Origin of the sequence: Arthrobacter sp. OAP107, assembly GCF_040546765.1 — a bacterium.
Taxonomy (GTDB): Bacteria; Actinomycetota; Actinomycetes; order Actinomycetales; family Micrococcaceae; genus Arthrobacter.
In genome coordinates, this window is the sequence record NZ_JBEPOK010000001.1 from 5,342,455 (window position 1) to 5,355,673 (window position 13,219).

At 67.6% G+C, this 13,219-nt stretch carries 10 protein-coding genes; 5 read left to right on the forward strand and 5 right to left on the reverse strand.

Features of this window, described 5'->3' with window-relative positions; genetic code table 11:
• Positions 1-6: 6 nt before the first annotated feature.
• Together ABIE00_RS24560 and ABIE00_RS24565 are read right to left on the reverse strand one after the other, a co-directional pair.
• Complete coding sequence (locus ABIE00_RS24560) at positions 7-1,011, reverse strand: aldo/keto reductase family protein (protein WP_354263205.1); 1,005 nt, start codon at positions 1,009-1,011, stop codon at positions 7-9.
• A gap of 107 nt (positions 1,012-1,118) precedes the next feature.
• Complete coding sequence (locus tag ABIE00_RS24565; RefSeq protein WP_354263206.1) at positions 1,119-1,907, reverse strand: hypothetical protein; 789 nt, start codon at positions 1,905-1,907, stop codon at positions 1,119-1,121.
• A gap of 220 nt (positions 1,908-2,127) precedes the next feature.
• Here ABIE00_RS24565 and ABIE00_RS24570 point away from each other — a divergent pair, with 220 nt between their 5' ends.
• The gene (locus tag ABIE00_RS24570) at positions 2,128-2,532 is read left to right on the forward strand and encodes a YchJ family protein (protein WP_354263207.1); all 405 of its coding nucleotides are present in this window, start codon (positions 2,128-2,130) and stop codon (positions 2,530-2,532) included.
• A 15-nt stretch (positions 2,533-2,547) separates the two neighbouring features.
• Here the strand turns inward: ABIE00_RS24570 and ABIE00_RS24575 are convergent, their stop codons facing one another.
• The 3 genes from ABIE00_RS24575 to ABIE00_RS24585 all read right to left on the reverse strand — a co-directional run bounded on the left by ABIE00_RS24575 (position 2,548) and on the right by ABIE00_RS24585 (position 6,119).
• Complete coding sequence (locus ABIE00_RS24575; protein ID WP_354263208.1) at positions 2,548-3,471, reverse strand: YrzE family protein; 924 nt, start codon at positions 3,469-3,471, stop codon at positions 2,548-2,550.
• 193 nt (positions 3,472-3,664) lie between these two features.
• Positions 3,665-5,638, reverse strand: coding sequence for an acyl-CoA dehydrogenase family protein (locus tag ABIE00_RS24580; RefSeq protein ID WP_354263512.1), 1,974 nt, complete (start codon positions 5,636-5,638; stop codon positions 3,665-3,667).
• 178 nt (positions 5,639-5,816) lie between these two features.
• Complete coding sequence (locus ABIE00_RS24585; RefSeq protein WP_354263209.1) at positions 5,817-6,119, reverse strand: hypothetical protein; 303 nt, start codon at positions 6,117-6,119, stop codon at positions 5,817-5,819.
• Between the two features lie 316 nt (positions 6,120-6,435).
• Between ABIE00_RS24585 and ABIE00_RS24590 the strand changes: the two genes are divergently transcribed.
• The 4 genes from ABIE00_RS24590 (at position 6,436) to ABIE00_RS24605 (ending at position 13,171) form a co-directional block, all read left to right on the forward strand.
• Complete coding sequence (locus tag ABIE00_RS24590) at positions 6,436-7,890, forward strand: DUF3375 family protein (protein ID WP_354263210.1); 1,455 nt, start codon at positions 6,436-6,438, stop codon at positions 7,888-7,890.
• On the forward strand, positions 7,887-8,762 hold the full coding sequence (locus ABIE00_RS24595) for a DUF4194 domain-containing protein (RefSeq protein ID WP_354263211.1): 876 nt from the start codon (positions 7,887-7,889) through the stop codon (positions 8,760-8,762). The genes ABIE00_RS24590 and ABIE00_RS24595 overlap by 4 nt, the downstream gene beginning before the upstream one ends.
• Complete coding sequence (locus ABIE00_RS24600; RefSeq protein ID WP_354263212.1) at positions 8,759-12,211, forward strand: ATP-binding protein; 3,453 nt, start codon at positions 8,759-8,761, stop codon at positions 12,209-12,211. Before ABIE00_RS24595 ends, ABIE00_RS24600 begins: the two co-directional genes overlap by 4 nt.
• A 414-nt stretch (positions 12,212-12,625) precedes the next feature.
• The gene (locus tag ABIE00_RS24605; protein WP_354263213.1) at positions 12,626-13,171 is read left to right on the forward strand and encodes a hypothetical protein; all 546 of its coding nucleotides are present in this window, start codon (positions 12,626-12,628) and stop codon (positions 13,169-13,171) included.
• Positions 13,172-13,219: the final 48 nt, after the last annotated feature.

Below are 13,219 nucleotides of genomic sequence, written 5' to 3' on the forward strand. Positions count from 1 at the left end.
GTGCTCCTAGGCCTCGCGGGTCGCGGGGGACTTTGTCTGGGCCGGGTCCCGCTCGGCGAGGGAGCCCACGGCGGCGTCGATCTTCTTCAGGACATCCGGGTCAAGGCGCACACCGGCAGCCGCGGCACTGTCGGCCACCTGTTCCGGCCGGGAGGCGCCCACGATGGCCGAAGCGACGTTCGGGTTCTGCAGCACCCAGGCCACCGCCAGCTGAGGCATGGTCAGCCCGGCCTCCTCGGCCACCGGGCGCAGCTCCTGCACGGCGGCCAGGACGTCGTCGCGCATCCAGCGCTGGATCATCTTCGCACCGCCCTTGTCATCGGTGGCGCGGCTGCCCTCCGGGAGCGGCTGGCCCGGCAGGTACTTGCCGCTCAGCACGCCCTGCGCCATGGGGGACCAGACGATCTGGGACACGCCCAGCTCCTCCGACGCCGGGACAACTTCCTCCTCGATGACCCGCCACAGCATGGAGTACTGCGGCTGGTTGGAGATCAGCTGGAAACCCAGTTCCTTAGCCAGGGCGTGGCCGTTGCGGAGCTGCTCCGCGGTCCATTCGCTGACCCCGATGTACAGGGCCTTGCCCTGCCGGACGATGTCCGCGAACGCCTGCATCGTCTCCTCCAGCGGCGTTTCAAAATCGTAGCGGTGGGCCTGGTACAGGTCCACGTAATCCGTCTGCAGCCGGCTGAGGGACCCGTCAATGGATTCCATGATGTGCTTGCGTGACAGGCCAAGGTCGTTTTTGCCCTTGGGGCCGGTGGGGCCGAAGACCTTCGTGAAGATCTCGATGGACTGCCGGCGTTCGCCCTTGAGTGCTTCGCCCAGAACGCTTTCCGCCGCGGTGTTGGCGTAGACGTCCGCCGTGTCGAACGTGCTGATGCCCGCGTCCAGGGCCGCCCGCACGCACTGGGCGGCGACGTCGTTCTCCACCTGGGAGCCGTGCGTGAGCCAGTTGCCGAACGTGATTTCCGAAATCTTGAATCCGCTGTTTCCGAGGTATCTGAATTCCATGGGCTTCACGCTAGCCGAGATGGTTGCTCAGGGTAAGGGATACCAGCCGCTTATCTCGCTGCCCAATCTCACTGCCGTTGCCGCCCGGCGGTATGGAACCAGTGCGCTCAGGCGCGGGTGCGGGCGTCCGGGTGCTGCGCAAGCGACGTCATGGACCCGGTGTCCAGCACCGTGACGTGTCCGGCAACGGCAGGTTTCCGTGCAGGACGCGGCGGCTGGGCGGACAGCGCCAAGGCGGACCGGACCGTTTCGCCCTTGCTGCCGGCCCCCTTGCCGGCGGCGCCCGGACTGGACGGTTCGGCCGGCACGGCGTCATGGCGCAGGGCCGACTCCACGAGCGGCGCAACCTCTGTCACGCTGGCCGCGGCAACGTCCGGTGGCGGCAGGTCCCGCACGGTGACCTTGACTTCCGGCGTGGCGGCCCGGGCTCGCGCCACAGCGCGGGCGTCGGCGGCGGCCACGGCGTCGGCCCAGTCCTTGGCGAGGACGGGCGGCACCGGCCGGGCGGCCGTGACCAGGGGATGATGCACGACGGTGTTGCGCAGCGCCTCCTGAAGGCCGGCGCGGGTCCGCAGCTTCTTCCAGTCGATCGGTACACGGGGCTCGCGGACCGGCCGGGGCGCCTTGGCGGCCTTTTTCGCCTTGGATTTTGCCGGCACCACAGCTGCGTCCGCGGGAAGCGGGCTTCCGTCAGCAGCGAGCCGCACGATCTCGATGGTCTCGTTCTTGGGCAGGCGGCCGAACAGTGCCATCACGATCAGCGCCACCAGGCGTCCCAGCCCGGCAATCACCAGCGTGAGCATGACGCTGATGCACAGCCCGATGAACATCAGGAAGGCAACACCAAGGGTGCCAAAAAAGGTCAGGTTCAGTGCAGTCGTTGTCGGATCTTCCACTTCACCCTCCTTACCATCGGCGCCCGGCCCGTCACGCAGTGATCGAGCCCGGTGGTCACGCCGGAAAACAGCCCCTAACCACCATACGGACTATTTACTGCCGACATGCCCTCATGACAAGCGCCGGCAACTGTTGTTTCAAAGCTGTTACAGGACCCGGCCTCATCAGGACGCCGATAGGCTGATCCAGCAAGCGCCCCATCAAGTTCCAAAGGATGCCATGACCGAGCCAGAATCCTATTCAGGCAACTGCCCGTGCCTTTCCGGGGAGCAGTATGCGGACTGCTGCGGCCGGTTCCACAACGGGTCGGCAGAGGCAGCCACCGCCGAACAGCTGATGCGCTCCCGCTACTCTGCCTTCGTCCTGCTCGATGCCGGCTACCTCCTCAAAACGTGGCATGCCAGCACACGGCCGGCGGAGCTGGAGTTCGATCCCGGCCTGGAATGGCGGCGGCTGGACATTGTGTCCGCCGAGCGCGGCGGCCCGCTCGACACCGAAGGCGTCGTGGAGTTCAAGGCGCACTTCCGCCAGGACGGCGAGCGAGGCCTCCACCACGAAACCAGCCGCTTCCTCAGGGTGGACCGGCGCTGGTACTACGTGGACGCCGTCGCGCTTTACCGGTAGCGGCAGGTTCCTGGTTCAGTGCTCCTCATAGTCCGCCGTGGGGGTGAAGCCTGCGCGGTCCACCTTGCGGTGGAAGTGCATGCCGGCCATGCCGCCCAGGACTGCACCGACCAGCGCCACCAGGGCAACCACGACGGCGGCAATGATGCCCGTGGTGGTGACCTGGCCCTCGTTGACCGGAATCCGCGGGAAGCTGTTCAGCTGTGCCAGGATATTGAACTGTTCGCCTGCGATCATGCCGAGCACGGCCACCAGCACAGCGGCGATCAGGGCCCAGATCCAGACCATGAACCCCTGCTTCGCGCCATTGAACCGGGCCATCCTGCCGGCGACGTAGCCGCCGCTGTAATAGGAGGCGAAGAGGATGACCAGCAGGACGATGATGCCCGCGATCCCCACCGTCTGGTTCGAGGCAGCCCGGCCCACGGCGGCGTTCACGTCGGTGTTCGTGGCAAGTCCCACGGCAGTCCCGGCCGCAGCGACCAGGGCGGTCAGCAGCACAGCCATGCCCGTGGCGGCCAGCCAGCCAAAGAACGCGGAGCCAATCTTGATGCCACCGAACGCCTCCCTTTCGCGGGCCGCGGCCATCTCCCGGGTGGCGAAGGACGGATCGTCGGGCCGTGCCGTGTCCGGGCGGCCGTCAGGATCATGGTCGGGTGTGTAGTCGCGCTCAGCGTACGGCGCGTCCGCGTCCGTGGTGTGAAGGGCACGGGTGTGCGTGTCTGTCGAAGCGCCCGTGCCGGTGAGGCCGGAGCGGTCCGACCGCCGGGTCTGGGTGGCATCGTAGACAGGAGTGGCTTCCGTGGGGGCGTCTGCCGCGCTGTGCTCCGGCCGACCGAGGTCCGGCCGGTTGAGATCGGGCCTGCTGGTTTCGGATGTGACTGATTCAGAGGAAGTGCGCCGGGGGCGTCTGTCCCCGGAGCCGGTTGGGCTGCTCATCAGCGACTCGCTTTCATTGAACGGACCCGAACTCAGGGGTCTAAGCCGGGCAACGCAATGCCGAGGCCAAGGCACTGGCCTCAGTTTCTAGCTAACTCCGTTCAATGGGCATTAGCAAGGATGCTTAGTATCTGGGTGTGGCGCGTCTTCCCTTGTCAGAGGCGGGGTGGGTGCCGGGCGAGGGCCCGGACGGTCAGCGGTAGGCGCGGTGCAGGTTCTCCATGGTCGATTCCCGGGCGGATGCATCGGCGATCCACGGGCCGGTCCCTTCAGACTGGTCCAGCACGCCGGCCTCCAGCCACGTGTAGTCTCCGGCGAGCACCTTGCGCGCGACGTCGCGGTCGCCGTCGTCGGTGTTGCGCCACAGCTGGTCAAAGTATTCGTCGACCCGGACGCGCGCCTGCTCGCAGAAGGCGTCAGCGAGTTCAAACGCGGTGGCGCCTCGTTCGGGGGCGGTGCGGAGCAGCATCTCGGCGCGGGAGCAGCTGGCCGCCATGGCGAACAGCTCAGCCCCGATATCCACGATCCGGCCCAGGAACGCCTGTTTGTGCTCCAGGCGGGCCTGCCAGCGGCCCATGCCGTAGAAGGTCTGCCGGGCCAGCCGGCGCGAGGACCGCTCCACGAAGCGGAGGTGCTTGGCCAGCCGGCCGAAATCACTGTAGGACCGCGGATCCATGCCGGCACCCGCCACCAGCTTTGGCAGCCACTTTGCGTAGAAGCCGGAAGCGCCGACGGCGGCCCGCGCCTTGTCCGAAAGGCTCGCCTCCGCGGAAGCCAGATCCCCGGCGGCGGCGAGGTGCGCGTCCACGGCCTCGCGGGCGATGAGCAGCCGCATGATTTCCGACGACCCCTCGAAGATGCGGTTGATCCGCAGGTCGCGCAGCTGCTGCTCGGCGGGGACGGCCCGCTCGCCGCGGGCCTCGAGCGACTCGGCCGTCTCGAAGCCGCGGCCGCCGCGGATCTGCACGAGTTCGTCCGCGATCCGGTAGCTGATTTCGGTGGACCACAGCTTGGCCAGCGCGGCCTCGATGCGGATGTCCTTTAGCCCGGCGTCGGCCATCTCCGCGGACAGTTCGAACACGGCGTCAAGGGCGAACGCCGTGGCGGCGATGAACGCGATCTTCTTGCTCACGGCTTCGTGCTTACCTATCGGGCGGCCCCACTGCGTGCGGGCGTTGGACCATTCCCGGGCGATCTTGAGGCTCCACCGGCCCGTGGCCACGCACAATGCGGGCAGCGAGAGCCTGCCGGTGTTCAGCGTGGTGAGCGCAATCTTCAGGCCCTGGCCCTCGCGGCCCAGCCGGTTGGCGGCCGGCACCCGGACCTGGTGGAACCGGGTCACACCGTTCTCGATACCGCGCAGACCCATGAAGGTGTTGCGGTTCTCCACCGTGATTCCCGGCGAGTCCATCTCCACGACGAACGCTGTGATGCCGCCTTTGTGGACGGCGCCGTCAGCGTCGGTGCGCTGCGGCACCACGGCCATCACCACCACCAGTTCGGCGATCACGCCATTGGTGGTCCACAGCTTCACGCCGTCCAGAACGTACGATTCGCCGTCGGCGGTGGGAACGGCGGTGCTGCCCATCCGCGCGGGGTCGCTGCCGACGTCGGGCTCGGTCAGCAGGAAGGCGGTGACCGCCCCCTCGGCGCAGCGCGGCAGATACTTGCGTTTCTGCTCGGGGGTGCCGAACACCTTCACCGGCTCCGGCACACCGATGGACTGGTGGGCGGAAAGCAGGGCGCCCAGGCTCGGGTGCACGGATCCCAGCAGGGCCAGTGCCCGGCCGTAGTACACCAGGGACAGGCCGAGGCCGCCGTACTCCTGCGGAATCTTCATGCCGAACAGGCCCAGCTCGGCCAGGCCGTGCAGGTACTCGTCGGGAATCTTGGCGTCGCGTTCGATCGTCCGTCCGGACATGGTGCGGCAGAACTCCGTCAGCCGCGCCATGAAGGCCTCGCCGCGTTCCACGTCATCGGGATTGGCGGCGGGCCAGGGATGGATGAGGCCCAGGTCGAAGCTGCCGAGGTACAGGCCCTTGGCGAAGCTGGGCCGGGCCCACTCCGTTTCGCGTGCAGCCTCGGCGATGGCGCGGGCGTCCTCGGCGGACGCGCCTGCGCCGATCTTCTCGGGAGCAACGGGTGTTTCGGACGCCGGGCTGTCCACGGGCGGAACGGCGCCAGTGCCGTCCGCGGCCGTGGTGCCGGCAGATGCGGTCTCTGTTGACGTGCTGTCGGCAGCCGGGCGTTCGGTCGCCGTGCTGTCAGTGGCGGAGCTCACGGGGCATCTCCTTTAACCGGATGACCGGCTCAAAGCCCTGGGTCCGCCGCGGGTGGAGAACCCTTTAGCTGTCCCTCAATGCTACCCGCGGGTAGGTTCCGGTGCTAGGGGACGGCTGGCCCTGAAAATCCGTGGGAAACTCGACTGCAGAGGCGTGGTGCACCAGCCTGTCCCAGGCGTGGTTGATCGCGTGGACCGTCCTGAGCAGCGCCGCGGCAACGGCCAGCCACGCCAGCCTTCCCACGCCAACCAGGACGAGCGCGGCGAAGGCCGCCACCGCCACGAACAGGACAAGCACCAAGGCGAACATCAGCGTACCGATGAACACCAGGGTGGCTGTCTCCACTGCACTCAAGTCGAACTCCATGCTTCCCCCTGCGCCGTTGCTGCGGATGGATCAGTAGCTCGAGACTAGGTCCAGGAGCGGAGCTTCCTCCAGCCTCTCAGCCATGCTGTGGCCGCGTTGATACGGGATCGAGACAATACTCATCCGTAGGTCACGGAGTGATTGCGAAAACCTCATCTGTCACACACGTAACGTTGCGTGACAGTCAACCAGGCCTGCGTGCTGGCTTGCGGGGGAGGAGGCGCGGCCCGGCAAGCGGCTCTGCGTTAACCTTGTAGTTGCCAGTTTTTGGGTTTCCGCCGCCCAGACCATCCCCCAACTTGCTGAAGGAGTGTGTGTGCCCCGGTCCGCCACGTCCTCCGCTGATGCGATCAGTGCACGGCTCAGGGATCTTGAGCTCCTCACCAAAGGACCGGCGTGGGCCCTCACCCGTTCCGCCCCGTGGGTGATTGCGGTCCTGCAGGCGTCCTTCACCCGCACCCGGCCGCAGCTTCCGCTGGAGGAATTCCACGCCGACGTCGACTCCTTCCTCGAGCAGCTGCGCCGCCAGGACCCGGCGCTGGGCGGCCACGCCAACGGGAAGTCCTTCGGCGACGAGTGGACCCGCAAGCAGTTCCTGACGCGCCGGAACCAGTCGGGGCAGATCGTGTACGAGGTCACCGAGCCTGCCGCCCGTGTGTTGGCGTTCCTGGACAGCCTCTCCAGCGAAAGGTCCACGCTCAACGGCTCCCGGCTGGGTACCCTCCTGGGCGACGTGGAGAAGCTCGCCAACGAGACCAACCCGGACCAGAGCGCCCGGCTGGAAGCGCTGGAGGAGGAGATCGAGGAACGGCAGCAGCTGATCGAGGACATCAGCTCGGGCGACTTCGACGGCCTCCTCGATGACGACCAGGCGGTGGAAGCGGCCGGCAACATCCTGGACCTGGCCGCCAGCCTGCCCGCGGACTACAAGAAGATGCGTGACCGGATCGAGGAGCTCGTGGGCGAGCTCCGGAACCAGATCATCGAGGAATCCCTGACCAAGGGCGCCACCATGGCCCAGGTTCTTGAGGCGGACAAGAGGCTGCGCCAGAGCCCGGAGGGCAGGACCTTCCGTTCCTTCACCGCGTTCCTCGAAGACCCGCAGCAGCAGCTGCGCTTCCGCTCCGCCATCGGCGAGGTGCTCAGCCGCCAGTTCGCGGACGACCTGTCGCCGGAAGACCGCGAAACCCTGAAAAACCTGGTGGCGGAGCTCCGGCATCAGCACAGCCAGATCCAGCGCATCTACGGCAAGCTCAGCGAGAGCCTGAACACCTACGTCCAAAGTGATGACTTCCGCCAGTCGGTGCGGCTCCGCAAGGTGCTGCGCGAGGCGGAGCAGGCCATCCGGTCCATGCCCTATGAGCGCGAACGGCCGGGCCTGGTCACCGGTCCTGTGCTGTTCAATGCCGGGTTCGAATCCCTCGCGATGGTCAAGCTTTTCGATCCGGACGAGTTTGCTGCCCCGCCCAAGCTTGCCGACCCCATCGCGTTCAGCGACTCGGACCGGGTCCGTTCGCCGAGGACCGCCAAGGCCAGGCCGGAGTCAATCCGCGCCGCGGCGGCCGGGGCCTCCACCCTCGCCGAGGCGTGGGAGCAGCTTCCGCCGGAGGAACAGCACATCAATTCCATCCGGGCGCTCCTCTCGCACGCGCTCCACACCGGCGCCGGCTTTGACCAGCTGGCGTGGGAGACCCTCGACTTCGAACAGATAGACGGCACCACCCGCAAGGCGTACCTGCCGGTGGTAACGCTCAAGAAGGATTCGCCATGACTGAAGTTCCCCAGGAATTACACGGCGGGCTGGACACCGAGGCATCGGCTGCGGAGTCACCCCGCTCCGACTCGTTCACCGTCACGCCCCGCGACACGTTTGTGGACGGCGCCGCACTCTTTCCGGGTGATACCGGCGTGCTGCCCATGAAGGTCCGCCAGGCCCTGGTAAAGCTGCTGAAAGGCCCGTACGTCGACGGCGGCCGGGACGAGAAACTCTGGACGACGCTGCTGGACAACCAGCTGATCCTGCGCAGCCGCCTCTCAGAACTGTTCCTCACGCTGCAGCTGGACCACGAGCGCAAGATCGCGGTGCTGCGTCCCGTTGACCCCGAGGCGATCGGCGGCAGCGCCCGCTCCAGCATCCTGCGCCAGCAGCGTGCCCTGAGCCGGGTGGAAACGATCGTGCTGCTGCGCCTGCGGCTCCTGTTGGACCGCCACGTCACGGCGCAGACGGACCCCACCATCAGCAAGGAAGAAATCGCGGAGCTCGTGGCCCACTACCAGCCGGCCGGCCAGCAGGATGCCCTGCGCGACTCGGACGTGGTGAACCGCGCAATCACCAAACTCCTGGCCCGCCAGCTCCTGCTCAGCACGGCCCTGGACGACGTCTACACCATCTCCAACGCCCTGCCCCTGGCCCTCCCCTTCGACAACATCGGCGACATCCCCGCCCAAATCGAGGCCCTTATAGCCGCCACCGCGGACCCGTCAGGTACAGAACCCCTCATAGAACTCGACGTCGACACCGCGGACGCTTCAGAAGACACCGACGACGACGCCCAAGGCGACGTGGGAGCACACGAAGGGGCGGAGGCGGCATTGCCGTCGACGTCCCGCAAGCCGACCACCGACGAAGAGAGCGCCAAGTGAGTATTGCGAGCATGCTTCCGCTGGGCGAGGTCGTCAACCCGGGCCAGATGCGCCTGGCCCTGGTGCAGGTGGTCAACTGGGGCACGTTCCACGGGGCGCACACCATGCATGTGGACCGCAACGGCACGCTGCTGACCGGCAACTCCGGCGTGGGCAAGTCGACGCTCTTCGACGCCATGCTGCGGGTGTTCGATGCCCGGCCGCGCTCCAACGAGGCCGCAGCGCAGAGGTCGGGCGCCGTGGAGGACAAACGGACCACCTTCACATACATGCGTGGCAAGGTGGGGGACAAGGCCGTCGGGGAAGGCTCGGCCAGCGCGTTCCAGCGTCCCGGTGCCACCTGGTCCGCCGTCGCCCTGACATTCGACAACGCGGCCGGCACCAGGGTGACGGTCTCGGCACTGTTTGACCTGCCCAAGAACGGCACGGAGTCGAGCGTCGGCCGGTACTACCTGATCGACAACAGGCCGCTGGACCTCGCCGCCATCGAGGACATCGCGGAGAAGCGCTTCACCCGGGCCGCGCTGGAGAACATCTTCCCGGACGCCCAGGTCTTCGACGTCCACAAGGCATTCGCGGAGCGGTTCCGCCGGCTCCTCGGCATCAACTCGGACCAGGCGCTGCCCCTGCTCCGCGTCATCCAGGCCGGAAAGGGCCTGGGCGGCAGCGTGAACACCTTCTTCCGCGACCAGGTCCTGGATGCCCCGGCCACCCTGGCCGCTGCGGACGACGTCGTCGAGGAATTCAGCAACCTCATGTCCATCCGGCAGCGCCTGGAGGACGTCCGGCAACAGCGCGACCAGCTGGCCCCCGTCCCGGGGCTGAACCGGGAGTATGCGCAGTCGCTGCTGGACGCGAACCGGCTCCGCGAGCTCGCGGGCGAGGAGTTCGAGGCCTACCGGCAGCAGTTGGCCGTCACAGTGCACGAGAAAACGCTGGCCCGCTTCAAGGCGCTCGCCCAGGCGAAGGCCAAGGAGCTCGCGGCGGAACGCGGTGTGCGGGACGGCTTGGCCAAGGACCTCCGGCAGCTCGAGGCGGAGTACAACAACCAGGGCGGCAACGCCATCTCCTCGATCGAGCAGTCCCTTGAGAACGCCCGGGTGGGGCTGAAACTCCGCCAGCAGGTGGAGGAAGCGGCCCGGCAGGCTCTGGCGGAAGCCGGCCTGGACCTGGAGTGGACGGCTGAAGGCTGGGAGCAGGCCCACGAGCAGGCGGCCAGCCGCTCGGCCGAGCTGAAGGACGACTCCGCGGCCCTGCAGGAGCTCCGCTTCGAGGCCTTCGACGCCCACGCCACGAAGAAGCGCGAGCTTGCCGCGGCAGAGCAGGAACTGGTGTCGCTGAAAACGCGAAAGTCCCTGCTGCCGCCGTCGAGCATTGAAAACCGGGCCGCGATCGCGGCCGCCACCGGCATCCCCGAGGAGCAGATGCCGTTTGGCGGCGAGCTGATCGACCTCGCCGAAGGGCAGGAGCAGTGGCGCCCCGCCGCTGAACGCGCGCTGCGGAACCTGGCCACCACGCTGCTGGTCCCCGGCGAGCACTTCGGCGCCGTCACCCGCTACCTCAACGGCCACACGGTCCGCGGCGCTTTGCGCGCGGTGGACGTGTCCAAGCCGCTCGCCGGAGCGGCACTTGCGGTGGAGGACGTGGCCGACGGCGACCTGCTGACCAAGCTGGACATCCTCACCACCGGGACAAACGGCGAAGCCGGCATGTGGATCCGTGAGCGGATCGCCCTCGACTTCGCATACCCGTGCGTGGAGAACCCCGACGAGCTGGCGGCCCTGGACAAGGGTCTGAGCCTGGGCGGTGTGGTCAAGCGCAACCGGCACACCGTGGAGAAGGACGACCGGTTTACCAGCCGGCAGGACTACGTCCTCGGTTTCGACAACGCCTCCAAGCTCGAACTCGTGGCCGGCCAGGCGGAGGACCTGCGGCAGGAACTGGCCAAGGCCGCGGAACTGGCCCAAAGCCGCGAGGAATCACACCAGGGCATGTCGCGGCAGCTCGAGGCCTTGCGCCGGGTGGCCGAGGACCACCGCCCGTGGGAGCAGGTCTCGGCGGCGGTCGCCGCGGAGGAGCTTGACAGGATTGAGCAGCGGCTCAAGGATGCGCTCGCCGCCCAGGCTGACCTCGAACCGCTCCGCGCCAACATCGAAACGGCGCGCCAGAAGCACCAGTCCAGCACCGAAGCGGCCGCGGTGCTGCAGAGCGAATACAAGGCCTTGGACCAGCAGCTCACCGCCTCCGATTCACTGCTGGAAGCCGCGCGTATCCGCCTGAACCAGGCCCCGCCGTCGGACTCCACCAGCGCGGCGCTGGCGCCGTACTTCGCCGAATTCGGCGACGTCACGGAAATGCACGAGCTGGACAACCTCGCCGGCCGGGTGCGGACCCAGCTGCTCGGCGACCTGCACGCTGCAGAGTCCCGCGCCCAGGCCACCTCGGAGCGCCTCACGCGGATCTTCGAAAGCTTCGTCCGCGACTGGGGCACCGCCATTTCGGCCGACCACGGCACGTCCATCGGCGCCGTCGGCGAGTTCGAGGCCCGCTACCACGCCATCATCAACGACGGGCTGCCCGCGCAGGAGGCCGAATTCCGGCAGTTCTTCAACCAGCGCACGCATGAGTCGTTCAGCACCCTGCTCCACCTGCTGGATGAGGAGCGCCGTTCCATCACCAGCAGGATCCTGCCGCTGAACGGGATCCTGTCCGAGGTGAATTTCCACGAGGGCAGCTACTTGGAACTCGACATCAAGCAGACCCTCCCGGCCACGGCCAAGCAGTTCAAGGACGCCATCCAGAACGCTCTGAAGACACGGCACGCCCGGCACGGCAAGACGGACGCCGCCCACGCCGGCCAGAACGACGACGCCGAACTGACGGCGCGCTACAAGTCGCTGGAAACGCTGGTGAAGCGGCTGGGGTCGCAGACTCCCGAGGACCGGCGCTGGCGGGCCGAGGTGCTGGACGTGCGCGGCCACCTGTTCATCCAGTGCAAGGAGCACCGCGAGGTGGACGCCCCCGGGAAGAAGGGCGGCAAGCGCACGGACGTCTTCATGCACGCCGACACCGGCTCCATGTCCGGCGGTGAACGCCAGCGGTTCACCGCGTTCATCATGGCCGCGGCGCTGAGCTACCAGCTGGGCATCGCGGAGCAGGGCTTCACCACCTACGGCACCGTGATGATGGACGAGGCGTTCGTGCTGGCTTCCGAGGAGTTCGCGGGCGCGGGCATCAAAGCGCTGCATGAGTTTGGCTTCCAGCTGCTCCTGGCGGCCCCCGAGAACGTCATCGACCTGTCCCGGCACCTGGGCTCGGTCACCGAGATCCTGCGGGACAGGCGGACCAACCGTTCCGGCGTGCTCACCGCGCCCGTCATCACCCCCAGACCGGGTACAGAAGGACAGTGGCGGTCGGAGGCCAATCCGGTGGATATCGTGCTGCGCTAGTTCGGAACGTCCCGGCCCCGTTTATAACAAATCGATGGATTTACTGGGCGGTCCCTAGTGGCGGGCCGTTGGGGCGTGCCACTGTGGGAACTCCACCAGTCTTCGCCGAACACGCCACAGGGTCATGGACACTCCCATGCGGCGGGCAGAGCAGCCCCTGCGAGCTTGACGGCGTCATCATGAAAGGCCCCCATGCGCCCTGAGTTCCGCGCCCCCGTCGTCTCTGTCCTAGCTGCTGCCGCCGCCCTGTCCCTGGCTGGCTGCGGTGCCATGGTTTCGGCCGCCCCGTCGTCGTCTTCGCCGGCCGCTTCCGCGACGGGATCTGCTTCAGCCGGCGCTTCGGCTTCAGCCAGTCCTTCAGCCTCCGCAAGCCCTTCCGCCTCTTCAGCAGGCGGCGCCGGGGGCGCCGGGGGTTTGGCATCACCCGGGACCACGCCGTCGGCCGCTCCGGATCCTGCCGAACTGAAGACCTTCACCTTCCCGAACGGACATGTGTCTTTCAAGTACCCGGCCGATTGGAAAGTTGAGCTCTTCACCGGCGGCGGGTCGCCGTCAGAGTCGGCCACCGCAACGGTCATCGACGCCAGCGGCACCGAGCAGGCCACCGTATACTCCGGGCCCATCGCTGACGGCGTCTCGCACCCGGTCACGCGCACCGTCTTCGAGTCAGCGCCGGTTCCGGGACTCGCGGCGCAGCCCGCGCCGGCCGCCCACTACGCGTTCTACGTGGACCGGATGGACAGCCACGCGACCTACCGGATGCACCTGGCAGCGGGCGCGCCCAAGCCAGGGCAGGGGGCCGCGCTGGACGGCATCATCCGCGCCGGGGACGGCGTTATCCTGGCCGACGTGAAGTTCATCGAGAAGCCCTTCGCCAACGACGCCGCGGCCAAGTCCTGGCTGGCAGGGACCGAAGGCCAGGCCCTCAAGGCCCTGCTGCTGAGCATCTCATACAAGTAAGCCCAGCGTTCGCCGGTTGAGCTGGGGCCACGACCGCCGGGTTCCCTG